At 69.7% G+C, this 21910-nt stretch carries 17 protein-coding genes; 8 read left to right on the top strand and 9 right to left on the bottom strand.

Annotation, left to right across the window (positions count from 1 at the left end):
- Positions 1 to 48 precede the first annotated feature (48 nt).
- Positions 49 to 696 (top strand): ArsR/SmtB family transcription factor, encoded by a 648-nt coding sequence (locus tag IJ15_RS0122435; protein ID WP_031940577.1) that lies wholly within the window; start codon positions 49 to 51, stop codon positions 694 to 696.
- On the top strand, positions 693 to 1949 hold the full coding sequence (locus IJ15_RS0122430) for an MFS transporter (RefSeq protein ID WP_231569634.1): 1257 nt from the start codon (positions 693 to 695) through the stop codon (positions 1947 to 1949). The genes IJ15_RS0122435 and IJ15_RS0122430 overlap by 4 nt, the downstream gene beginning before the upstream one ends.
- A gap of 63 nt (positions 1950 to 2012) precedes the next feature.
- Here the strand turns inward: IJ15_RS0122430 and IJ15_RS0122425 are convergent, their stop codons facing one another.
- Entirely contained in the window at positions 2013 to 3185 is a 1173-nt protein-coding gene (locus IJ15_RS0122425) for a thiolase family protein (RefSeq protein WP_031940575.1), read from the bottom strand.
- Between the two features lie 169 nt (positions 3186 to 3354).
- Positions 3355 to 4665: a D-arabinono-1,4-lactone oxidase gene (locus IJ15_RS0122420; protein ID WP_031940574.1), complete on the bottom strand. Its 1311-nt coding sequence runs from the start codon at positions 4663 to 4665 to the stop codon at positions 3355 to 3357.
- A 77-nt stretch (positions 4666 to 4742) separates the two neighbouring features.
- Here IJ15_RS0122420 and IJ15_RS0122415 point away from each other — a divergent pair, with 77 nt between their 5' ends.
- Entirely contained in the window at positions 4743 to 5423 is a 681-nt protein-coding gene (locus IJ15_RS0122415; protein WP_031940573.1) for a TetR/AcrR family transcriptional regulator, read from the top strand.
- 36 nt (positions 5424 to 5459) lie between these two features.
- Positions 5460 to 6638 (top strand): amino acid deaminase/aldolase, encoded by a 1179-nt coding sequence (locus IJ15_RS0122410; RefSeq protein ID WP_031940572.1) that lies wholly within the window; start codon positions 5460 to 5462, stop codon positions 6636 to 6638.
- A gap of 7 nt (positions 6639 to 6645) precedes the next feature.
- On the opposite strand, the gene IJ15_RS0122405 is transcribed toward IJ15_RS0122410, so the two are convergent.
- Positions 6646 to 10122 (bottom strand): TM0106 family RecB-like putative nuclease, encoded by a 3477-nt coding sequence (locus tag IJ15_RS0122405; protein WP_031940571.1) that lies wholly within the window; start codon positions 10120 to 10122, stop codon positions 6646 to 6648.
- A gap of 98 nt (positions 10123 to 10220) precedes the next feature.
- Here IJ15_RS0122405 and IJ15_RS0122400 point away from each other — a divergent pair, with 98 nt between their 5' ends.
- Both IJ15_RS0122400 and IJ15_RS0122395 read left to right on the top strand, forming a co-directional pair.
- On the top strand, positions 10221 to 10847 hold the full coding sequence (locus tag IJ15_RS0122400; RefSeq protein WP_031940570.1) for an alpha/beta hydrolase: 627 nt from the start codon (positions 10221 to 10223) through the stop codon (positions 10845 to 10847).
- On the top strand, positions 10847 to 11602 hold the full coding sequence (locus IJ15_RS0122395; RefSeq protein WP_031940569.1) for a maleylpyruvate isomerase N-terminal domain-containing protein: 756 nt from the start codon (positions 10847 to 10849) through the stop codon (positions 11600 to 11602). Before IJ15_RS0122400 ends, IJ15_RS0122395 begins: the two co-directional genes overlap by 1 nt.
- Before the next feature lie 78 nt (positions 11603 to 11680).
- Here IJ15_RS0122395 and IJ15_RS0122390 read toward each other — a convergent pair whose 3' ends face one another.
- From IJ15_RS0122390 to IJ15_RS0122375, 4 genes are all read right to left on the bottom strand, one after another.
- Positions 11681 to 13468: an AMP-dependent synthetase/ligase gene (locus IJ15_RS0122390; RefSeq protein ID WP_031940568.1), complete on the bottom strand. Its 1788-nt coding sequence runs from the start codon at positions 13466 to 13468 to the stop codon at positions 11681 to 11683.
- 163 nt (positions 13469 to 13631) lie between these two features.
- Positions 13632 to 14354, bottom strand: coding sequence for a hypothetical protein (locus IJ15_RS0122385; protein WP_031940567.1), 723 nt, complete (start codon positions 14352 to 14354; stop codon positions 13632 to 13634).
- A 68-nt stretch (positions 14355 to 14422) separates the two neighbouring features.
- Positions 14423 to 15067, bottom strand: coding sequence for a phosphoribosyltransferase (locus IJ15_RS0122380; RefSeq protein WP_031940566.1), 645 nt, complete (start codon positions 15065 to 15067; stop codon positions 14423 to 14425).
- 123 nt (positions 15068 to 15190) lie between these two features.
- Positions 15191 to 16480, bottom strand: a complete 1290-nt coding sequence (locus IJ15_RS0122375; protein WP_031940565.1) for a TrpB-like pyridoxal phosphate-dependent enzyme — start codon at positions 16478 to 16480, stop codon at positions 15191 to 15193.
- Positions 16481 to 16711: 231 nt separating this feature from the next.
- Here IJ15_RS0122375 and IJ15_RS0122365 point away from each other — a divergent pair, with 231 nt between their 5' ends.
- Both IJ15_RS0122365 and IJ15_RS0122360 read left to right on the top strand, forming a co-directional pair.
- Positions 16712 to 18493 (top strand): DEAD/DEAH box helicase, encoded by a 1782-nt coding sequence (locus IJ15_RS0122365; protein WP_031940564.1) that lies wholly within the window; start codon positions 16712 to 16714, stop codon positions 18491 to 18493.
- 183 nt (positions 18494 to 18676) lie between these two features.
- Positions 18677 to 19222 (top strand): NlpC/P60 family protein, encoded by a 546-nt coding sequence (locus IJ15_RS0122360; RefSeq protein ID WP_407984115.1) that lies wholly within the window; start codon positions 18677 to 18679, stop codon positions 19220 to 19222.
- Between the two features lie 13 nt (positions 19223 to 19235).
- On the opposite strand, the gene IJ15_RS0122355 is transcribed toward IJ15_RS0122360, so the two are convergent.
- On the bottom strand, positions 19236 to 21134 hold the full coding sequence (locus tag IJ15_RS0122355) for an ABC transporter ATP-binding protein (protein WP_031940562.1): 1899 nt from the start codon (positions 21132 to 21134) through the stop codon (positions 19236 to 19238).
- 102 nt (positions 21135 to 21236) lie between these two features.
- A complete protein-coding gene (locus IJ15_RS0122350; RefSeq protein WP_031940561.1) occupies positions 21237 to 21866 on the bottom strand; it encodes an AMIN-like domain-containing (lipo)protein in 630 nt (209 codons plus the stop codon).
- Positions 21867 to 21910: the final 44 nt, after the last annotated feature.

Raw genomic sequence — 21910 nt, 5'->3', positions numbered from 1 at the left:
GACCGGCAGCGACGATGCGTATTCTCATATTCCAAGGAGTGATGGAATATGAATGTTGTCGAGTCGGATGAGGGCATGTACGACCAGCTCGCCCGCGTCGCGAAGGCCATGGCGAACGGCAGGAGGTTGGCGCTGCTCGAACTGATGGCGCAGGGTGAGCAGTCGGTCGAGACGCTCGCACGGGCGTCGGCGCTAAAGACGACCAGCGCGTCGGCCCACCTGCAGATCCTCAAGAGTGCCGGCCTGGTGCGCACCAGGCGCGACGGCACCACAATCTACTACCGACTCTCCGGGCTCGACGTCGCGCGACTGTATGTGTCGATGAAGGACGTCGGCGCGGCGCACCTACCCGGACTCGCGCACAGCGACGGCCCCGAGTTCTCCGACGAGCTTGCCGCACAGATGAGTTCGGGGTCCGTCGTCGTGCTCGACGTCCGACCGCTCCCGGAGTTCACCGCGGGCCATCTACCCGGCGCGCTGTCCATCCCACTCGAGGAACTCGGTGCGCGCGCCGACGAACTGCCGGCGGGCGTGCACGTCGTCGTGTACTGCCGCGGTGAGCTGTGCGGACTTGCCCGCGACGCCGCCGATCTCCTGCGGCGGCGAGGGCGGAGCGCGGCCGCGATGGACGAGGGCATTCTCGAATGGCGCGCCTCGGGAGTCGAACTCGCCCGGCCCGGCGGAGACGTCGCGTGACGGCGCAGCGGGCGCTCGCGGGGCCGGACATCGCCGCCAGCCAGCGTCGCATCCTCGCGGTCCTGGTCGCGGCGCAGATCCTCAGCGGTGCCGGCCTCGCCGCCGGGATCACCGTCGGAGCGCTACTGGCGCAGGACATGTTGGGTGGCACCGGACTCGCCGGTGTGCCGAGCGCCCTGTTCACGATCGGGTCCGCGGCCGCCGCGGTCACCGTCGGCCGGATCTCACAACGACTGGGCCGTCGACCCGGTCTCGCACTCGGCTACGGCGTCGGCGCGCTCGGCAGCGTGGGTGTGGTCGCGGCGGCGGTCGCCGACAATGTCGTGCTCCTGCTGATCGCGTTGTTCGTCTACGGCGCCGGAACCGCGACCAACCTGCAGGCCCGCTACGCCGGCGCAGACCTGGCGGCCCCGGCTCACCGTGGCCGCGCGGTGAGCACGGTGCTCGTGGCCACCACCGTCGGCGCGGTCGTCGGTCCGAACCTCGTGACGGTGATGGGCGAGGTCGCCGACGGGCTCGGAATCCCTTCGCTCGCCGGGCCGTTCATCCTGGCTGCGGTCGCCTACGGCGCCGCTGCCGCGGTGCTGTGGGTGATGCTGCGACCGGATCCACTGTTGCTGGCACGCGAGGTCGAGGCCGGTGCGACGGCCACTGCGGACGGGGTGCCCGGTCCGGACGCCGACCCGTCCGCGGCGCGAACGTGGAACCCGTCGGTGGTGCTGGGCACGACGGTCATGGTGGTCACGCAGCTGGTCATGGTCGGTGTCATGACGATGACCCCGATCCACATGCAGCACCACGGGCACGGAACCGGGGCCGCGGGCATGGTCATCGCGATCCATGTCGCGGCGATGTACCTGCCCTCGCCGCTGTCGGGGCGGCTCGCGGACCGGTTCGGCCCGCGTGTCGTCGCCGCCGCGGCCGCGGTGACCATGCTGGCCGCGGGCGTCACGGCCGCTGCGGCGCCGGTGCATTCGGTTCCGGCGCTGGCGGTCGCGCTGGCACTGCTCGGCCTCGGCTGGAACTTCGGACTCATCAGTGGCACCGCGATCATCACCGACGCCGTTCCGCTGGCGACCCGGGCCCGCACGCAGGGGACCGTCGATCTCACGATCGCGATCGCCGGCGCGGGCGGGGGACTGTCGTCCGGTGTCATGGTCGCCGCGACCAGCTACGGCTGGCTGGCGCTGCTCGGGTCCGCGATCTCGTTGCTCATCGTCCCTGCGCTGGCGCTGCACGCGCGGCGGGTCTGACGAAACAGTGGAGGCGGCCGGTTCCGAGAAGGAACCGGCCGCCTCCACGTGGTGCGGGAGTCGCTAGATGCGCTCGTAGATGGTGGCGTTGGCGGTGCCGCCGCCCTCACACATCGTCTGCAGGCCGAAGCGGCCACCGGTGCGCTGCAGGTGATGAACCAGCGTCGCGGCCAGGCGTGCGCCGGAGCCGCCGAGCGGGTGACCGAGGGCGATCGCGCCGCCGAGCGGGTTCATCTTCTCCGCCGACGCGCCGGTCTCGAGCTGCCACGCCAGCGGCACCGAACCGAACGCCTCGTTGACCTCGAAGGCGTCGATGTCGTCGATCGACAGACCGGCCTTCTTCAGCGCCAGCGCGGTCGCCGGGATCGGGCCGGTGAGCATCTTGACCGGGTCGTCGCCGGCGGCGACCGCGGTGTGGATGCGGGCCAGCGGCGTCAGGCCCAGAGCCTTCGCCTTCTCCGAAGTCATCACCAGCACGGCGGCCGCGCCGTCGGAGATCTGCGACGCGCTGCCCGCGGTGATGACGCCACCCTCGAGGAACGGCGACTTGAGCTGGCCCAGCTTCTCGGTGGTGGAGCCTCGGCGGATGCCCTCGTCGGCCGAGAAGACGGTGCCGTCGGCGAGGGTGACCGGTGCGATCTCGGCGTCGAACGCGCCGGCGTCCTGCGCTGCGGCGGCACGCTCGTGCGAGGACACCGAGTACTCGTCGAGCTGCGCGCGGGAGATGTTCCACTGCTGCGCGATCAGCTCGGCGCCGACGCCCTGGTTGAAGCGGCCGTTGAAGCCGGGGGCCTCGAGCGCAGTGGCGTACCGCTCCCGGGCGGGACCCGCGGAGTCGCCGGTGCCCGGAACGTTCGAGGAGCCCAGCGGAACCGCGGTCATCATCTCGACGCCACCGGCGACGATGATGTCGGCCTGACCCGAGATGACCGACGCGGCCGCCATCGAGATGGTCTGCTGCGACGACCCGCACTGACGGTCGACGGTCAGTCCCGGCACCGACTCGGGCCAGCCGGCGCCGAGCACGGCCATGCGGCCGATGTTGCCGGTCTGCATGCCGACGCTGTTGACGTTGCCCCAGAAGACATCATCGACGAGTGCTGGGTCGATACCGGTGCGCTGAGCGATCGAACGCAGGACGTGGGCGGACAGTTCCACCGCGTGCACGTCCGCGAGAGACCCCTTCCGCTTGCCGATGGGGGTACGAACTGCCTCGACGATCACTGCGTCGCGCATGGCGCCTCACTCTCGATGAAGTTGGTCGAAACTAAAGAGTTAAACGAATGTACTTCATCGGTGGAGTGGCCTCAGTGGGCGGGCAGCGGTTCCGGCGCCGGTCATCCGGTCTGCGCGCCGCCCGCAGTGGCGACGCGCCGACCGGATCCGGACGGTTCGAGCCTCGTGATCAGTCGAGAACCTGGCGGAGGTACTCGTTGTCGAACGTGCGCGACGGGTCGTGCTTGTCGCGGACCGCGCAGAAGTCGTCGAACCGGGCGTAGGCGGGACGCAGATCGTCCGCAGTGCGGGAGTGCATCTTGCCCCAGTGCGGACGGCCGTCGACGGCGCGGGCGATCGACTCCACCGCGTCGAAGTACTCGCGGTGATCACGGCGGTGGTACTGGTGCACAGCAATGTAGGCGCTGTCGCGGCCGTTCGCCGTGGACATCCACACGTCGTCGCCGGGCGCGAAGCGGACCTCGACCGGGAACGCGATCCGGCAGTCGGACCGGTCGAGCCAGGTCGAGATCTCCCGGAGCGTGTCCTTCACGGCCTCCTGCGGAATCGCGTACTCCATCTCGCGGAACCGCACGCGGCGCGGCGACGCGAACACGCGGTAGCTGCGGTCGGTGAACTCGCGGGCCGACAGCGCCCGCGAGCTGACCTGATTGATCCGGGGAATCGTCGCCGGGAACGCCGTGGTCACGCGGTTGATGCCCTCGAACAGTGTGTTCGACATCAGTTCGTCGTCGATGAGGCCGCGGATCCGGCTCACGGGCGCGAGCGGTGTGTCCCCGGGCAGTCGCGTATTCCGCTTCGTCATAACGCGATTGGTGTGCGGGAACCAGTAGAACTCGAAGTGGTCGACGGTCGCGAGATCGTGCTCGAGTCCGTCGAGCGTCTCGTCGAGTCGTGCCGGGCCCTCGACGGCGCGCAGTGCGTACGCCTGGGTGACCGCGAGGTCGAGTTTGGTGATGATGCCGAACGCGCCGAGCCCGATCCGGGCCGCCTGATAGAGGTCGGGGTTCTCGGTCTCGGAGCAATCCACGACCGAGCCGTCTGCGAGCACGATCTGCAGTCCGCGGATCAGTGTCGCGAGTCCGCCGAACCGTGCCCCCGTCCCGTGCGTGCCGGTCGAGAGCGCGCCCGCGATCGACTGGACGTCGATGTCGCCGAGGTTGATCATCGCCAGCCCGCGTCCCCACAACTGCTCGTTGAGGCTGCGCAACCGGGTGCCGGCCATGACCGTCACGACCGGCCCCTCCGGCGTCGTGCGCACGGATTCGATACCGGCGAGGTTGTCGAGGCTCACCAGAACACCGTCGGTGACAGCGACTCCGGTGAACGAATGGCCCGCCCCCACGGGTTTGACGCGTAATCCGCGCTCGGTCGCATCGGCGACCAGCGCGCTCAGTTCGGCGACCGATCGCGGTGTCTCGAATCGGTGAGGTGTCGACGAGTGGGTCCCCGCCCAGTTGCGCCACGTGTCCTGTGCCATTCCCGCCACTATTCACCTGGACGAGCGTCCAGGCAAATGTAACGCGTTATTTCCTGTTCGGGTTCTACGATCAGGGGATGTTGAATCGGCTTCCAGCGGAAGAACGCCGCGCCCAACTCGTCGAAGCGGCACTGGCCATCGCCGAACGCGGTGGGATCGCAGCGGTGACGATCCGTGCTGTCGCGGAGGAAGCGGGCGTCTCGCTCGGCGTTGTGCATTACTGCTTCGAGAGCAAGGAAGCCCTGGTCGCGGCCATGGCCGAGAGCCTGGTGTTACAACTCAGTGCCGGGATGCGGGAGTCGTTTGCGTCGGTGTGGGATTCGCAGGAACTCAGTGGCCTGCGGGATCTGCGGGAGGTGCTGCACACCGGGCTGACCGGGATGTGGCCGCTGGTCGAGGCCACTGCGGACCGTCAGTTGCTCACCTACGAGATCACCGCGTACGCGCTGCGTCACCGTGCGGCGGGCGCGCCGCTCGCCGGGAGTGTCGCCGACGAGCAGTACCGGACCATGGACATCGAGGCCACGGTGTTCCTCCAGGAGAGTGCCCGCCGGACCGGGACCTCGTGGACCGAACCGGTCGAGGCGATCGCCCGGTTCGCCCTCGCCGTCATCGACGGCATCGTGCTGCGCTGGCTCGTCGACCGTGACAGCAACGCCATCATCACCGAACTCGACGACCTGGTGCGCATCGTCGCGAGCAAGGCGGTCGAGGGTTCCGGGCCGGAAACGGACCTGGACAATCGTTCAACAGAGTGATCGACTGGTCCGGACGCCTACGACGAACGGACTGATGTGACTGCCGCGATCGACCGACTCACCGCTGCCACGGCTCATCTCGATCCGCCGCTGGCGGCGCTGGACCTGGCCACCCTGCAGATCAACGCCGCCGACCTCGTGCGGCGTGCCGCCGGCACCCCGGTGCGGGTGGCCAGCAAGTCGGTCCGGTGCCGCGCGGTGCTCGAGGTGGCGCTCGGGTCCGGGCTCACCGCATCCGGTGGGTTCCGCGGCATCATGTCCTACTCGCTGCGCGAGGCGATGTGGCTCGCGCGGCAGGGCGCCGAGGACGTGCTGATGGGCTATCCGACGGTGGACCGCGCGGCCCTGGCCGAGCTCGGCGGCGACGGCACTCTGCTGGACCGCATCACGCTGATGGTCGACGACGTCGCGCAACTCGACCTCATCCGGTCGGCAGTCGGATCCGAGAACGTCCGTCCGCGAGTGTGTCTCGACGTCGACGCGTCGTTGCGTCTCGGGCCGGCCCACCTCGGGGTGCGCCGCTCGCCACTGCGGGAACCGGGGCAGGTCGCGCGGCTCGCGCGGCTGGCCTCCGATCGCGGCTTCGCCGTCGTCGGAGTGATGTTCTACGAGGCGCAGATCGCGGGACTGCCCGACAGCAGCTTCGCCGTACGCATGGTGAAGAAGGCGTCCGCGTCCGAACTCGCCACCCGCAGAAGCACCGTGGTGGACGCGGTGACCGCGGAGGTCGGGAAGCTCGAGATCGTCAACAGCGGTGGCACCGGATCGCTCGAGGTCAGCTCGGCCGACTCCGCCGTCACCGAGGTCACCGCGGGATCCGGGCTGTACGTGCCGACACTTTTCGACCGCTACCACTCGTTCACTCCGCGCCCGGCGCTGTTCTTCGCGCTGCCGGCGGTCCGCAAGCCCACCCCGAGGATCACGACGCTGTTCGGCGGCGGCTACATCGCGTCGGGCCCCGCCGGGAACACGCGGGTGCCCGCTCCGGTGTGGCCGCGTGGCTTGAAGCTGCTGCGCAACGAGGGCGCCGGCGAGGTCCAGACGCCGGTCACCGGCGCAGCGGCCGCCGAACTGGCTGTGGGCGACCGGGTCTGGTTCCGCCACGCGAAGGCCGGCGAGCTGTGCGAGCGGTTCACCGAGGTGCACCTCGTCGACGCCGACGGCACCGCCACGTCCACGCCCACCTACCGCGGTGAGGGCAAGTGCTTCGGGTGACCCGCGCTCATTCGCACAGCCGCGTGAACGCGCCCAGCTCGGTCAGTCCGTCCGGCGTCGTCGGTAGGTAGTGGGTGAGCAGCCGTGATCGGACGATCACGGCGCACCACTTGCCGCGGGACACCGCGACGTTCAACCGGTTGCGGGACAACAGGAACGACATGCCACGTGGTACGTCCGCGGCGGTGGACGCGGTCATCGACACCAGCACCACGGCGGCCTGTCGGCCCTGGAACTTGTCGACCGTGCCGACGTGCACATCGGCGAGCCCCGCGGCGGTGAGGTGCCGCCGGATCAGGCCCACCTGTGCGTTGTACGGAGCCACGACGAGGACGTCGGACTGCCCGAGTGGGCGGGTGCCGTCGAACGCGGTCGGATCGGTCCAGGCCCGGCCCAGCAGCGCCTGGATCCGGCGCACGATCTCGCCGGCCTCCTCGGCGGATGTCGTTGCGTTCCCGCAGTGGTCGAGGACCACGCTCTGCATGCCGGGCTCGACTCCCGCGAGGTGGCGGGCGGTCGTGACCGGGTCCTCGGACTGCAACCGTCCGTCGTACGACAGCGCCGACACCCGCGCACACAGCGCGGGGTGCATCCGCCAGGTACGTTCCAGGAAGTAGCCGCGCTGTGCCGGCAGCGCGTCGTGGCCTGCCGCGAGCCATCCCAGCGCCGACTCGTCCACCGGTTCCGGGTGGGTGCCCTGACTGACCTGCGGGAGTTGCTGGGGGTCGCCGAGGAGCAGCAGATTGCGGGCCGACGCCGCCACCGCGACGGTATTCGCGAGCGCGAACTGTCCGGCCTCGTCGATCACCAGCAGATCGAGACTGCCGGGCGGGATCCGGTCGGCGTGCGCGAAATCCCAGGCGGTCCCGCCGACGACGCCCCCGGTCCCCTCGGCGTCGGCCAGGAACTGCGGGTAGGCGGCCGCGGTGATACCCGTCCACGCGCGGTCCGCCGCGCGGCCGTCCTTCTTCGCGACCAGTCGGCCGTCGAGTCCCGCGGCGACCACCGCGTCGAGCATGTTCTCCACCACCGAATGCGACTGTGCCACCACACCGATCCGCCAGCGGTGGTGGGAGGCGAGGTGCGCGATCACGCGGGCGCCGGTGTGGGTCTTGCCGGTGCCCGGTGGGCCCTGCACCGCGAGGTACGAGTGGTCGAGGTCCAACAGTGCCGCCACGATCGCCGCGCTGTGACCGCCGGCGCCGTCGGTCGCCGGCAACCCCGCACCGTTCCGGGTGCGGGGAGGGATGCGGCGCAGGATGTCGACGGCCGCGTCGGACGGCATCGCGGGCAGCGTCGCCGCCATGTTCTCGGCCGCGCCCCCGATGGCGTTCTCGATCCGCACGGTCGCGACCGGGTGGCCGGGTGTCACCGCCATCGGCAGCGCCGTGTATTCGTCCGGGCCGGTGAGTAATTCCTCCACGACGACGACGTCGTCGAAGTTCCCGTCGGTGTCGACCGACAGCACGACCGCCGTCGACGTACCGCGCCGGGTGGGGCCCGCCCCGGCCATCGCGGCCACCGGCAGCGGCGGGTCGTACAGCGTGAACACCTCCGCGCCGGGGACCACGGTGCTGCCGGTCCCGTACCGGCCCGTCAGCCGCAGATGACGACGCAGCTTTCGTTGTCGCGGAGTGCTGCGGTGCCAGTCCTGTACCACCACGGCATCGTGCACCTGCAGCACGTCACGGGTGTCGGCCCACTCGTCGACCGGCTGCGTCAACCGGTCGAAGTGCGCCCACCAGAACGGTTTACGTTCCCGGCGGTGATACCCGACCGCCGCGGCCATCAGCGCCGACGCCTGCTGGTCGGCGCTGCGCGACCCGCGGGGTCCGTCGCCGGTGAACCGGCGCAGCGCCCGTTCGGCCGGATCGCTCTCGCTCTCGTCCGCGACCGGCGCCGGCTCCTCGCGACGATGCAGCGACACGCCGTGCTCGGCGGCCAGAGCGAGCAACCAGTTGCGCAGCCCGCGCGTCGAGACGCAGTCGTACTCGTTGTAGGCGCCGATGTCCCGCAACAGTTCGGCGGCCTGCTGCGAGCGGCCCCGGTCGCGCAGGTCGCAGTAGTCGGCGTAGGCCACAACGGAATCGGCGGCACTGGTGACGGCACCCCCACGCGGGTCGGCGCCCATGTAGAGCGGCTCGAGCTTCTTGATGCTGTACGACTGCTCGCCGACCCGCAGCGACGCCCGGACGATCGGATAGAGGTCCACGAGCACCCCGTCCCGAAGGAGGGCGTCGACGGCCTCCTCGCCGACACCGTGCCGGCCGCACAGTCGCAGCAGCGCGGACTTCTCGTACGCCGCGTAGTGATAGATGTGCATGCCCGGATGCGCGGCACGACGAGCGGTGACGTAGTCGAGGAAGTCGATCAGCGCCCGGCGTTCCTGGCTCCGATCGTGGGCCCAGAACGGCCGGAACGCCGGTTCCCCGGCCGCAGTGGGCGGTTCCTCGAGCACCCCGAACAGGTACTCCAGCCCCCACTGCGGCGATCCCGGCTCCGCCCACAGCGGGTCACCCTCGAAGTCGAAGAAGATGTCGCCGGAATCGGGATGCGGCAGACCCGCGAGGGCAGTGGCGTCGAAGACCTCGAAGGGGTGGCCTCCGTGCGTTTCACCGCGAAGCTGGAGCACGGCCTGCGACCGGAGGCCGTCGAGTGTCCGCGCCGAGACGTCCGGGACCGGATCGACGCGCGCGGCGAGGGCGTCGATGGTCGACACCCCTGCCGACACGAGATGCTCACGAGTGCTCGAGCGAATTCCCGCGACCAGCAGCAGATCCCGGTGAGCCCGGACCTCGGCCGTGCAGGTTCCGCAACGTCCGCACGCCCGGTAGGCCGTATCGCCCCACCGGGCCGGTGCACTGCCGGAACGATGTTCGTCGAGGACGTGTTGAAGGCGTGCGCGGCGCGCGACGTACACCGGGACGAGGTCGGCGAGCGCGTGTACCGAGTCCGTGCCGTCGCCGAGCAGCAGGTGGGCCTGCGGAGCCGGGCGCACCCCGCCGGCCGCGAGGGCGTGGGCGTAGGCGGCCAGTTGCAGCAGCGCGGGCACCTCGACGTGACGGGCGAGCTTGGTGTCGTACACCGCATAGGTGTCGCCGTCCGGGCTGACCTCCCGGACGAGGAAGTCGCTGAAGCCGAGGAACCGGCCGTCGAAGAACGTGCCCTGGTAGATCACGGGTGCGCCGGAACGGGCGGCGGCGACGGTCGCCCGATGCGCGTCGTACAGACCGACCGTCGTGTACTCGGGGCGCGCGATGGTCACGATCCGTCCGAGACGGTGCTCGAAGTCGTCACGCAACCGACGTTCGTGGGCCGCCCCGAGCCGGGACGTCCGCTCCAGCATCGGATCGGTGGCCGGACCGGGCGTGGCCGCGACGCGGCCGAGCAGCCCGTCGAGGCGTCGGACGAGCGCGAACTCGCACGTCGCCGAGAGCGTCAGATCTCCCGTGCTGTAGACCACCACATCGTCGAGCAGGAACATCGCGCCCCTTTCCCGGTCGGTTCGGGCGATTGTGCCATCGGGCGGTGACAACCGGGGGAGGGCGCACGGCCGCCGCGGCGCCGCACCACAATGGACCCATGCCGTTCTTCACCGGGGCGACCGGGCAGATCCACTACCGTCGCTGGCCCGTCGATCAGCCACGCGCGGTGGTGGTGTTCCTGCACGGGATGGGCCAGCACACCGGTCACTATCATCGGTTCGCCGCGGGACTCGCCCGCCACGGCATCGAGATGTGGGGGATCGATCAGGCGGGGCACGGGCTGTCGGAGGGCACCCCAGGCACTCCTGGCACGTTGGAGGATCTCGCGGACGACGCGGCCCTGCTCGCGACGACGGCCGCGCAGGCGTGCCCCGGGGTGCCGCAGGTGCTGATGGGGCACTCGCTGGGCGCGGCCGTGGCGATCACCCTGCTGCGTCGCGGGTCGGAACGCTTCACGGCGGCGGTTCTCTGTGGGACACCCAGATCCGTTGTGCAGCATGCCGATACATCGGACTTCGCGAACCGCGGCTTTGCGGTGCTCGCGATTCACGGCGTCGACGACCGGTTGGCGCCGATCGACGGGCTGCGCGCGTGGGCGTCCGGCCTGCCGGGGGTGAGCGTGCGGGAGTACCCCGACACCGGCCACGACCTGCTGCACGAAAAGATCCACCGGGCCGTCACGAACGATGTCGCCGATTTCGTTCTCGACGCTACGGTGTGCTGATGGATTACACGCGTCTGCTGTCCGCTCTGCGTGACGAGGGGGAGACTCTGGCCGCGACGCCCGTCGTCGCACTGTCCGAACCCGTTCCGACGGTGCCGGACTGGACCGTCGAGGATGTCGTTCGGCACACCGGCAAGGTGCACCAGTGGGTGACCACCGCGCTACAGGCCGCGCCGCAGACACCGCTGTCGGAGATCCGTCGTTCCGGGGACATGCCCCGAGGTCCGGAATGCATTCCCGCCTACCGGTTCGCGCTCGACACGCTGCTGGACGAGTTCGACCGGATCGACCCCGAGAAGCCGGTTTCGACGATGACCGGCCCCGGCACCGCGGCGTGGTGGCTGCGTCGGCAGACGCACGAGGTCTCCGTGCACCGGGTGGACGTGTCCGACACGCTGAAGGCCGCCGGGGGTCCCAAGGCTGAGGAGTTGGATCCGGTGGTCGCGGCCGACGGTGTGGACGAATGGCTGGACGTGTTCCTCGGCCTGCTCTCCGACGGTGGCAGGCTGCCGGACTCGCTACACGGGCACACCATCCACCTCCACGGCACCGACACCGATGCCGCCGAGTGGCACCTGTCGTTCTCGCCGGGCGCGGTGGAGGTCACGCGTGAGCACCGCAAAGCCGATGTGGCTCTGCGTGGTTCGGCGCAGGATCTGTTGCTGACGCTGTGGCGCCGGCGCCCCCTCGTCGGCCTCGACGTGGTCGGTGAGGCCGCGATCGCGCGGGCACTGCTGGGCTCGGCGGCCCTGTAGCGCGACACCGGGACGGGCCGACGACGGGCCGGGCCCGGGTGCGGTATCGCACCCGGGCCCGGCCCGAAAGTCGAACGGTCAGGAGTAGATCGCGTCGATCGCGCCTGCGTGTCCCTCGTGGATGACGTTGCGCTTGAGCTTGAGCGTCGGAGTGAGCTCGCCGGTCTCGACGGTGAAGTCGACCTCGAGGATGCGGTACTTCTTGATCTGCTCCGGGTTGGAGACCTTCTTGTTGCCCTCGGAGACGGCGGCATCGATCTCGGCGACGAGGTCTGCGTGCTTGACGAGTTCCGAGATGGGGGTGTCGGCAGGCAGGCCGTTGCGTTCCTTCCAGCCGGGCAGCGCCTCCGGGTCGAGTGTGATGAGGGCGCCGATGAACGGCTTCGCATCGCCGACGACGAGGCACTGGCTGATGAGGGCGTGCGCGCGGAGGGCGTCTTCGAGGACGGCCGGGGCGACGTTCTTGCCGCCGGCGGTCACGATGATCTCCTTCTTACGACCGGTGATCGACACGTACCCCTCGTGGTCGATGGAACCGAGGTCGCCGGTGTGGAACCAGCCGTCTCGGATGGAGTCGGCGGTGGCCTGGTCGTTGTGCCAGTAGCCGTTGAACACGACCGGGCCGCGGACCAGCAGTTCGCCGTCCTCGGCGATCTTCGCGGCGTGGCCGTTGATCGGCTTGCCGACGGTGCCCACCTTCTGGCTGTCGATGGTGTTGACCGTGACGGCGGCGCTGGTCTCGGTGAGCCCGTAGCCCTCGTACACCGGCACGCCGACGCCGCGGAAGAAGTGACCGAGCCGGGCGCCGAGCGCGGCACCACCGGAGACCGCGCGGGCGCATTCGCCGCCGAGCGCGGCGCGCAGCTTGGCGTAGACCAGCTTGTCGAACAGCCCGTGCTTGAGGCGCAGGACGAGACCGGCGCCGCCCTGTTCCTGGGCCTCGCTCCACGCGATGGCGGTCTCGGCGGCCTTCGCGAAGATCTTGCCCTTGCCGCCGTCCTCGGCTTTCTGCTTGGCCGAGTTGTAGACCTTCTCGAAGACGCGGGGGACCGAGAGGATGAAGTTGGGCTTGAATACCGCGAACTGGTCGATCAGCGTGGTCAGATCGGAGGTGTGCCCGACGGTGACCTTGGCGTCGAACGCACCGAACGAGACCGCGCGGGCGAACACGTGGGCCAGCGGCAGGAACATCAGGGTCCGATTGCCCTCCTGCAGCGCGTCACCCAACGCGATCCTCACCGCGGCGGACTCGGCATAGAAGTTCGAGTGGGTGAGCTGTACGCCCTTGGGGCGACCGGTGGTGCCGGAGGTGTAGATGAGGGTCGCCGGCGATGCCGCGTTCACCTGGTGGCGACGCTCGTGCAGTTCGTCGTCGCTGATGCCGGTGCCGCGGGTGGCGAGTTCGTCGAGCGCACCCGCCTCGATCTGCAGCACCTCGCGCAGTGCGGGGGCGGCCTCGGCGACATCCTTGACGGTCTCCGCGTGGGCGGAGGTCTCGACGACGAGTAAGGACGTCGCGGAGTCCTCGAGGATCCATTGCGCCTGGTCGGCCGACGAGGTGTCGTAGATCGCGACGGTGCATCCGCCGGCGGTCCAGATCGCGTAGTCGAGGACGACCCACTCGAAGCGGGTCGCGGAGAGGATCGCGACGCGGTCGCCGAGTTCGACGCCCGAGGCCATCAGGCCCTTGGCGACAGCCTTGACCTGCTTGGCGAACTCGGCCGCGGTGACGTCGACCCATCCGCTGTTGCCCAACTTCTTGAAGGGCACGAGGTTCGGACACTCCGCTTCGTACCGGAACACAGTGTCGGCCATGGACGCGTCTTCCGGAATGGTGAACGACTGTGGAACCGAATACTCACGCACTGTGACCCCTCCAAGGAAATGACGTTACGGATGTGCATTGGATCACATTCGGGGTGTCTTCGCACGAAGTCTGGCGTCCGGTTTGTGCTTTTCTTTGCCGACCAGCGGGAATGAACGTACCCGTGAGTAGTGCTAACTTTCTCCAGGTGGGGGCGGTTGCGTGTCACGCGACGGGGTGGAAATGGTCCTCCCGGGTGCAGTGCCACCGGCGGACGGCGTGCTCGAGCGCGGCTGCCGAGACACCGAGACGTCCGGCGGCCGCGGCGAGCATCTCGGCCGGCGGCGCCGACGGCGTGGACCCTCCCGGGGTGTCCGCCAGCGCCGATCGCACGAACTCGTCCGTCGCCGTCGCGGCGGTGGCGGCTGAACCGGGTGCGCCCGCCAGGGTCAGCAGGTGCTGCCACATCGCGTCGTCGGGTCCACCGCAGCACTCGTCCCACGCGGCGCGCAGGTCGCGCCGGCGGCGGTCGTCGCGGGTGGCGCCCACCAGGTCACCGACCGAGTCGATGTGCAGGGCGTGCAGGCTTTCGGCGGTGCGCTGGATCTCGGCCGCGCGCATCGGCGCGGCCTGCTCCGAGTACCGGCGCTTGTAGCTGCCGATCTTCCCCGCCCACTGATCGGAACTGCCCACCTCCTCGAACGTGCGCAGCAGTTCACGTGCGCCGTCGGTGATCCGGCCCGGTACGCGGGCTCGCCGGTACGCGCGGTAGCGGTCGACCACGGTTCCGGCGTCGGCGTATCGATTGCCGGCGGCCTGGACCGACTCGATGATGCAGAGCGCGAGGCTGTCCCGATACTCGTCGGGAGGTACCCAGCCGGCCGGGTCGCCGAGCCGGTCGCGGCAGGACTGGACCACCGCCTGCACGTGCTGTTCCGAGACGCTCACGAATCCTCCCTCGCTGCGGAGCCCTTCCGAAACGTGTATCGGCGCCGGAGTGCCGAATGTTGCGCCGGTCACGTTCCGGGGTCGTCGGAGCGGGCGAGCAGTTCGGTGACCTCACGGTCGTCGAGTTGGTGGAAGTCGGCGTAGGCGCCGCCGACACCTCCGAGGTTGACGGGGGTGAACGGGCACACCACCTCGTCCGCGGTGACGTGCAGCCGCGACACGGCCTCCGGCGATGCCACGGGCACCGCGACGACGATCCTGGCCGCCCCCGCTGCGCGGGCAACCTGGCAGGCGACCGCGGCGGTCGCGCCGGTCGCCATGCCGTCGTCGACGAGTACGACGGTCCGCCCGGTCAGCGGCGTGCGCGCACGCCCGCCGCGCAGGGCCTCGGCGCGGCGCGCCAGTTCCCGCTGCTCCTTCGCGCGGACGGACTCGACGGCCTGCCGTGTCACGCCGCCGCGGTGGATCACGTCCTCGTTGAGGACCTCGGCGTCGCCCTCGCCGATCGCCCCCATCGCGAGTTCCGGTTGCCACGGCACGCCGAGTTTGCGGACCAGGACGATGTCGAGGGGTGCGCGTAGGGCCTGCGCGACCTCGTACGCCACCGGTACGCCGCCGCGGGGGAGTCCGAGTATCAGCGGATCGGACCCGCGGAGATGACTCAGCGACTTGGCCAGTGCCCGTCCGGCTCCGGCACGCGTCGCATAGTGCATGACGTGCTCCGTCGCAGAAGAGATTCGATCTCGATCTCGACGATACGCCGAGGACGGTGGACGAGCGCGGCGCCCGGGACCAGGTCCCGGGCGCCGCGGCCGTGGCTGTGAAACTACGGCGGACTATCCCGTCGAGACCAGGTTGCCGTCGATGTGCGCCTGGTAGGCGGGCAGGTCGAGCATGCCGTGGCCGGACAGTCCGATCACCAGCACCTCGGGCTCGGTGAGCCCGCGCGCGTACTCGGCGGCCGCGGCGATCGCGTGCGCCGACTCGGGGGCGGGGACGATGCCCTGTGTGCGGGCGAACAGCACGCCGGCGTCGAACGAGTCCACCTGATCGACGGCCTGGCCGGTGACGTAGCCGAGTTCGACGGTGTGGCTCAGCAGCGGGGCCATGCCGTGGTAGCGCAGGCCGCCGGCATGGATCGTGTCCGGCACGAAGTCCTGGCCGAGCGTGTGCATCTTCAGCAGCGGCGTCAGGCCCGCGACGTCACCGTGGTCGTAGCGGTACTCACCCTTGGTGATCGACGGGCACGCGGCGGGCTCGGCCGCGATGATCCGCGTCTGGGCCTTGCCGTGCAGCACCTCGCGGATGAACGGGAACGCCAGGCCGGCGAGGTTGGAACCACCACCGGCGCAACCGAACACGACGTCGGCGTTGGCCTCACCGGCGGCGCGCAGCTGCTCGACGGCCTCGAGGCCGATCACCGTCTGGTGCAGCACCACATGGTTGAGGACACTGCCGAGCGCGTAACGCGCGTCGGGGTCGTTCGCGGCGACCTCGACGGCCTCGGTGACGGCCATGCCGAGCGAGCCGGGGGTGTCGGGGAAGTCGGCGAGCATCTTGCGGCCCGACTCGGTGAGGTCCGACGGGCTGGGGTGCACGATGCCGCCGTAGGTCTCCATCAGGTGGCGGCGGTACGGCTTGGACTCGTACGACGCCCGCACCTGCCACACCTCGAGTTCGATGCCGAACTTCGCGCACGCGAACGACAGCGCGCTGCCCCACTGGCCGGCGCCGGTCTCGGTGGTGATCTTCTTGACGCCGTCCTGGGCGTTGTAATACGCCTGCGCGACGGCGGTGTTGGTCTTGTGGCTGCCGACCGGGCTCACGCCCTCGTACTTGACGTAGATCCGAGCGGGCGTCCCCAGCGCCTTCTCGAATTCCGTTGCACGGATCAGGGGCGCCGGCCGCCAGGTCCGGTAGGCCTCACGGATCGGTTCGGGGATCTCGATGTACTGCTCGGTCGTGGCCTCCTGCGCGATCAGTGCGCTCGGGAACAGCGCCGCCAGATCGGCCGGGGTGACCGGCTCCTTGGTGCCCGGGTGCAGGTGGGGCGGCGGGGCGACCGGCAGGTCCGCGACGATGTTGTACCAGTGGGTGGGGATGGCATGGGCCACGGAATCGGACACTGCTGGTTCCTCTCGGAGAGTGGCAGGACGGTCGTCCACATTGTGATGGCGGTCATCGCGACGTCGTATTCGGGGTCCGTGTCCAGCCCGAATACGTTCACCGACTTCCCGTTCGGCGGTCGCGGTCGCGGGGGAGAACGGTCCGATACCGGTGCAGGTGATCGAGTCGATGCACGTAGAAGGCACTCGGATCGAAGGCCATACCACGCATCGACTAAACTGACTGGTCAAATGAGTGACACCGAGCGCGACCCGCAGACCGACGACAATCCCATCACTTTCGCCGACCTCCAGATCGACGAACGTGTGCTGAAGGCCCTTTCCGACGTCGGCTACGAGTCGCCCTCGCCTATCCAGGCCGCGACCATTCCGACGTTGCTCGAGGGCAAGGACGTCGTCGGCCTCGCGCAGACCGGTACCGGTAAGACGGCCGCGTTCGCGATTCCGATCCTGTCCCGCCTGGATGTGACCCGGAAGGTGCCGCAGGCGCTGGTCCTGGCACCCACCCGGGAACTCGCGCTGCAGGTCGCGGAGGCGTTCGGCAAGTACTCGGCTCACATCCCGGGCCTGCAGGTGCTGCCGATCTACGGCGGTCAGGCGTACGGCGTGCAGCTGTCCGGCCTGCGTCGCGGCGCGCAGATCATCGTCGGCACCCCGGGTCGTGTCATCGACCACCTGGAGAAGGGCACGCTCGACCTGTCGAATCTCGAGTACCTCGTCCTCGACGAGGCCGACGAGATGCTCAAGATGGGCTTCCAGGACGACGTCGAGCGCATCCTCGCCGACACCCCGGAGTACAAGCAGGTCGCGCTGTTCTCGGCGACCATGCCGCCCGCGATCCGCAAGATCTCCAAGCAGTACCTGCACGATCCCGTCGAGATCACCGTCAAGGCGAAGACCGCGACCGCCTCCAACATCACCCAGCGGTGGGTTCAGGTGGCACACCAGCGCAAGCTGGACGCCCTCACCCGCATCCTCGAGGTCGAGTCGTTCGAGGCGATGATCATCTTCGTCCGGACGAAGCAGGCCACCGAGGACCTCGCCGAGCGTCTGCGCGCCCGCGGGTTCTCCGCCGCCGCGATCAACGGCGACATCGTCCAGGCGCAGCGTGAGCGCACGATCGGTCAGCTCAAGTCCGGTGCGCTCGACATCCTGGTCGCCACCGACGTCGCGGCCCGCGGTCTCGACGTCGACCGCATCTCGCACGTCGTCAACTACGACATTCCGCACGACAGCGAGTCGTACGTGCACCGCATCGGTCGTACCGGCCGCGCCGGTCGTACCGGTGACGCGCTGCTGTTCGTGGCCCCGCGCGAGCGGCATCTGCTCAAGTCGATCGAGCGCACCACGCGTCAGCCGCTCACCGAGATGCAGCTGCCCACCGTCGAGGACGTCAACGCGCAGCGTGTCGCGAAGTTCGGTGACTCGATCACCGAGAGCCTGAGCTCCGACAACCTGGCGCTCTTCCGCAAGCTGATCGAGGACTACGAGCGCGAGCACGACGTCCCGCTCGCCGACATCGCGGCGGCGCTGGCGGTCCAGTCCCGGGATGGCGAGTCGTTCCTCATGTCGCCGGAGCCGCCGGCTCCGCCGCGTGCACCCCGCGAGCCGCGGGAGCGGCCCGCGCGCCGGTTCGACGACGGTCCGCCGCGTCAGAACCGCGACGGCCAGGAGCTGGCGACGTACCGCATCGCGGTCGGCAAGCGGCACAAGGTCATTCCGGGCGCGATCGTCGGTGCGATCGCCAACGAGGGTGGCCTGCGACGCAGCGACTTCGGGCACATCAGCATCCGCCCCGACCACAGCCTGGTCGAACTGCCTGCCGACCTGGCCGACGAGACGGTCGAGGCGCTGCGTGCGACGCGGATCTCCGGTGTCCTGATCCAGCTTCAGCTCGACCAGGGCGCGCCCTCGGGGCGTGCGCCGCGGGGTGGCCGCGACGACCGTGCCGGCGGCAAGTTCGGCCGCGGCCGGGGCGATCGGCCGTCGGGCGGTCGTCGCCCGCGCGACTGATCGGTCAGGGCCTGTCTGCAGGACTGAGAGATGCTCGGAACGGGTGTCGGCGAGTGGAAACTCGTCGGCACCCGTTTCCTGTAAATGCGCACGATCCTGTGACGGGAGTGACGCCTGCTCGGTAACGTGCCTCACAGTTTGCGGGTCGGGGATGGGCTCACTCTTCAGCTAGGAGGCACGAGCGTGGTCCACACGATTCGTCGAGGTCTCGTCGCGGCCGCCCTGATCGCGGGTGGTGCAATCGCTCTGGCCGCACCCGCGGCGGCCGACCCCGGTTCGGGTTCGATGCCCGGGAGTTCGGGTGGGAGCGGCAGTGCGAGCCTGTTCGCCGGCAGCGGTGACATCGCGATTCCCCTGCCGATCCCCAGCCTACGTGGTCTCGCTGCCCTGGCGGCGGCCACGACGCAGTCCGGGAAGCCGTACCTGTGGGGCGGCAACGGTCCCGACGCGTGGGATTGCTCGGGTCTGGTGCAGTGGGCGTTCCGCACGGTCGGCATCGAGTTGCCGCGGACCAGTCAGGAGATGGCGCGGTTCACCGGCGGCATGCTGGTCCCGCTGTCGGTGCTGCAACCCGGCGATGTCATCACGATGGACACCTACGACATCGCCGGCCACGTCGGGATCTACGCCGGCAACGGCATGGTCTTCAACGCGTACGGCACGGGTGTCCCGACCGGGCTGCGGCCGCTGTCGGACTTCCGGATCCACAACATCCGCCGCTTCTTCTGACGCGGCGCTGCGGTCAGCGCAGCACCTCGGTGAGGACCCGGGCCCCGGAGGCGCCGGTGTCGAACTGGGTGCGGTGCAGTTCGGCGTAGCGTCCGCCGGCGGCGAGCAGTTCGGAGTGATTGCCGCGCTCGACGATTCGACCGTTCTCGACCACGAGGATCAGGTCGGCCGCGCGGATGGTGGACAGTCGGTGCGCGATCACGATCGCGGTCCGGCCGTCGAGCGCCTCGCTCAGGGCCTCCTGGACCGCGGCTTCGGAGGTCGAGTCGAGATGGGCGGTGGCCTCGTCGAGGATCACGACCCGTGGTTGCGCGAGGAGCAGACGAGCGATGGTGAGGCGTTGCCGTTCGCCGCCGGACAACCGGTAGCCGCGCTCGCCGACGACGGTGTCGAGACCGTCGGGCAGCGACTCGACGAGAGCGGTCAGCCGCGCCCGGCGCAGGACCTCCCACAGTTCGTCCTCGGTCGCGTCGGGGCGGGCCAGCATCAGGTTGGAGCGCACCGACTCGTGGAACAGGTGCCCGTCCTGCGTCACCATTCCGACGGTTCGGCGTAGCGAATCGGTGGTCAGCTCCCGGACGTCCACGCCGCCGATCAGGACGGCTCCGGCGTCCACGTCGTAGAGCCGGGGGAGGATCTGCGCGATGGTGGACTTCCCGGCGCCGGAGGAGCCGACCAGCGCGACCATCCGGCCCGGCTCCAGCCGGAAGCTGACGTCGTGCAGCACGGCGCCGCCGGTGCGGGTGTCGAGTCCGGCGACCTCCTCGAGCGACGCGAGGGACACCTTGTCGGCGGAGGGGTACGCGAAGTCGACGGACCGGAACTCGACCGACACCGGGCCCGCGGGGACGTCGACGGCGTCGGGCTTCTGCGCGATGAGCGGTTTCAGGTCGAGGATCTCGAAGACCCGTTCGAAGCTGACCATCGCACTCATGACGTCCACGCGGGCACTCGCCAGTGACGTCAACGGTGAGTACAGCCGGGTGAGCAGCAGCGCCAGCGAGACGACCGCGCCCGCCTCGAGTTGGCCGCGCAGTGCGTAGAAGCCACCCAGTCCGTACACCAGCGCGAGGGCCAGCGCCGACACCAGCGTCAGGGCGGTGACGAACACCGATTGCAGCATCGCGGTGCGGACGCCGATGTCGCGGACCCGGCGGGCGCGGACCGCGAACTCGGCGGATTCCTGCTCCGGACGGCCGAACAGCTTCACCAGCGTCGCTCCCGGCGCCGAGAACCGTTCGGTCATCTGCGTGCTCATCGACGAGTTGTGGTTGGCGGCTTCGCGATTGAGTTGGGCGAGACGTGCGCCCATCCGGCGGGCCGGCAGGACGAAGATCGGCAGCAGCAGCAACGACAGCAGGGTGATCTGCCACGAGATCCCGATCATCACGATCAGCGTGATCACCAGTGTCACGAGGTTCCCGACGACGCCGGACAGGGTGTTACTGAACGCGCGTTGCGCCCCGATCACGTCGTTGTTGAGCCGGCTGACCAGCGCGCCGGTTCGGGTGCGGGTGAAGAACGCGACCGGCATCTGCTGGACGTGGTCGAACACGGCCCGGCGCAGGTCGAGGATGAGATCCTCGCCGATGCTCGCGGACAGCCACCGGGTGACGATCGCCAGGCCCGCCTCGAGCAGTGCGATCGCAGCGATGACCAGGGCCAGGCTCACCACGACGGCGGTGCTGTCCCCCGAGACGATGGCGTCGACCACGCGACCGGCCAGGACCGGTGTGGCCACCGCCAGCGCAGCGGTGACGATGCTGAGCAGCAGGAACCATGTGATGTGGCGACGGTGCGGTCGGGCGTAGCCCGCCACCCGGCGCAGCGTGGCGCGGGAGAAGGGGCGACGGTCCTGCTCCGCGTGCATCGCGTTGTACATCGCGTTCCGCGCGGTGACTTCCATGCTCATCGATCGCCCCTCTCATCGGCCCGGTCACCATACGGCCAGGGTCCGACACCGAAGGTAAGACCTCAACATTGCTCGAGGTCAATGGGCGAGCGCCGGTGAGTGTCAGTGCGCGACGTCGACGACCAGACGGGTGGGATCGCTCAGCGTGTAGACGCGGTAGCCGACATCCCGATGGGACAGCCCGATGAGGGTCTGCGCCCGCCCCTCGAAGATTCCGGCGTCGCGGACCTCGGTCACCACGACACCCGACTCGACCTCGAGTGGGTTGGGGCCCGCGTACGGTTCGACACCGGACTGGAACGGCATGGCCGATCCCTCGATGAGGACCTGGAGGATGCCCTGGCCCGCGACCGCGAGGGGCTTGCCGCTGCCCTGCTGATTCGCGGTGGACACGATCTCGGCCTGCCATCCGGGGCTGCCGACGCCGCCGAACTCGTACACCACGCGATCGAAGTCGTCGTGCTTGCCGACCCGGATGTCGGTGATGGTCAGCGCGGCGTCGGGGGAGGCCTGGCCGGTCTGCGGGGCGGCCTCGGTCGGGGCCTCCGTCATCGTGCCGTCGGCGGCCGCGAGCGGCGCGACGTTCGACGGGGACGCCTCGGACGTCGACGTGGTGATCGGTGTCGTCGACGAGGTCTGCTCGGTGTCCGGGCTCGAGCAACCGGCGAGCGCGAACGCCGCGACGGCGACGGTGGAGATGGCGAGCGTGCGGCGGGACCGAAGGTGCGTCATGACTGGCGATGGTAGGGCGGGCACGTTCCACCGTCACGGTCCGA

Source organism: Prescottella defluvii, from assembly GCF_000738775.1.
Lineage (GTDB): Bacteria > Actinomycetota > Actinomycetes > Mycobacteriales > Mycobacteriaceae > Prescottella > Prescottella defluvii.
The sequence above is the reverse complement of the archived record's forward strand: the minus strand, read 5'-3'. Positions and strand labels throughout refer to the sequence as shown.

What these genes read in the sequence shown, in the direction of transcription:
- IJ15_RS0122435 (WP_031940577.1), top strand. Translation starts at nt 49, where the DNA reads ATGAATGTTGTCGAGTCGGATGAGGGCATGTACGACCAGCTCGCCCGC.
- IJ15_RS0122395 (WP_031940569.1), top strand. Translation starts at nt 10,847, where the DNA reads ATGGATTACACGCGTCTGCTGTCCGCTCTGCGTGACGAGGGGGAGACT.
- IJ15_RS0122355 (WP_031940562.1), bottom strand. Translation starts at nt 21,134, where the DNA reads ATGAGCATGGAAGTCACCGCGCGGAACGCGATGTACAACGCGATGCAC.
- IJ15_RS0122365 (WP_031940564.1), top strand. Translation starts at nt 16,712, where the DNA reads ATGAGTGACACCGAGCGCGACCCGCAGACCGACGACAATCCCATCACT.
- IJ15_RS0122405 (WP_031940571.1), bottom strand. Translation starts at nt 10,122, where the DNA reads ATGTTCCTGCTCGACGATGTGGTGGTCTACAGCACGGGAGATCTGACG.
- IJ15_RS0122415 (WP_031940573.1), top strand. Translation starts at nt 4,743, where the DNA reads ATGTTGAATCGGCTTCCAGCGGAAGAACGCCGCGCCCAACTCGTCGAA.
- IJ15_RS0122420 (WP_031940574.1), bottom strand. Translation starts at nt 4,665, where the DNA reads ATGGCACAGGACACGTGGCGCAACTGGGCGGGGACCCACTCGTCGACA.
- IJ15_RS0122400 (WP_031940570.1), top strand. Translation starts at nt 10,221, where the DNA reads ATGCCGTTCTTCACCGGGGCGACCGGGCAGATCCACTACCGTCGCTGG.
- IJ15_RS0122425 (WP_031940575.1), bottom strand. Translation starts at nt 3,185, where the DNA reads ATGCGCGACGCAGTGATCGTCGAGGCAGTTCGTACCCCCATCGGCAAG.
- IJ15_RS0122380 (WP_031940566.1), bottom strand. Translation starts at nt 15,067, where the DNA reads ATGCACTATGCGACGCGTGCCGGAGCCGGACGGGCACTGGCCAAGTCG.
- IJ15_RS0122350 (WP_031940561.1), bottom strand. Translation starts at nt 21,866, where the DNA reads ATGACGCACCTTCGGTCCCGCCGCACGCTCGCCATCTCCACCGTCGCC.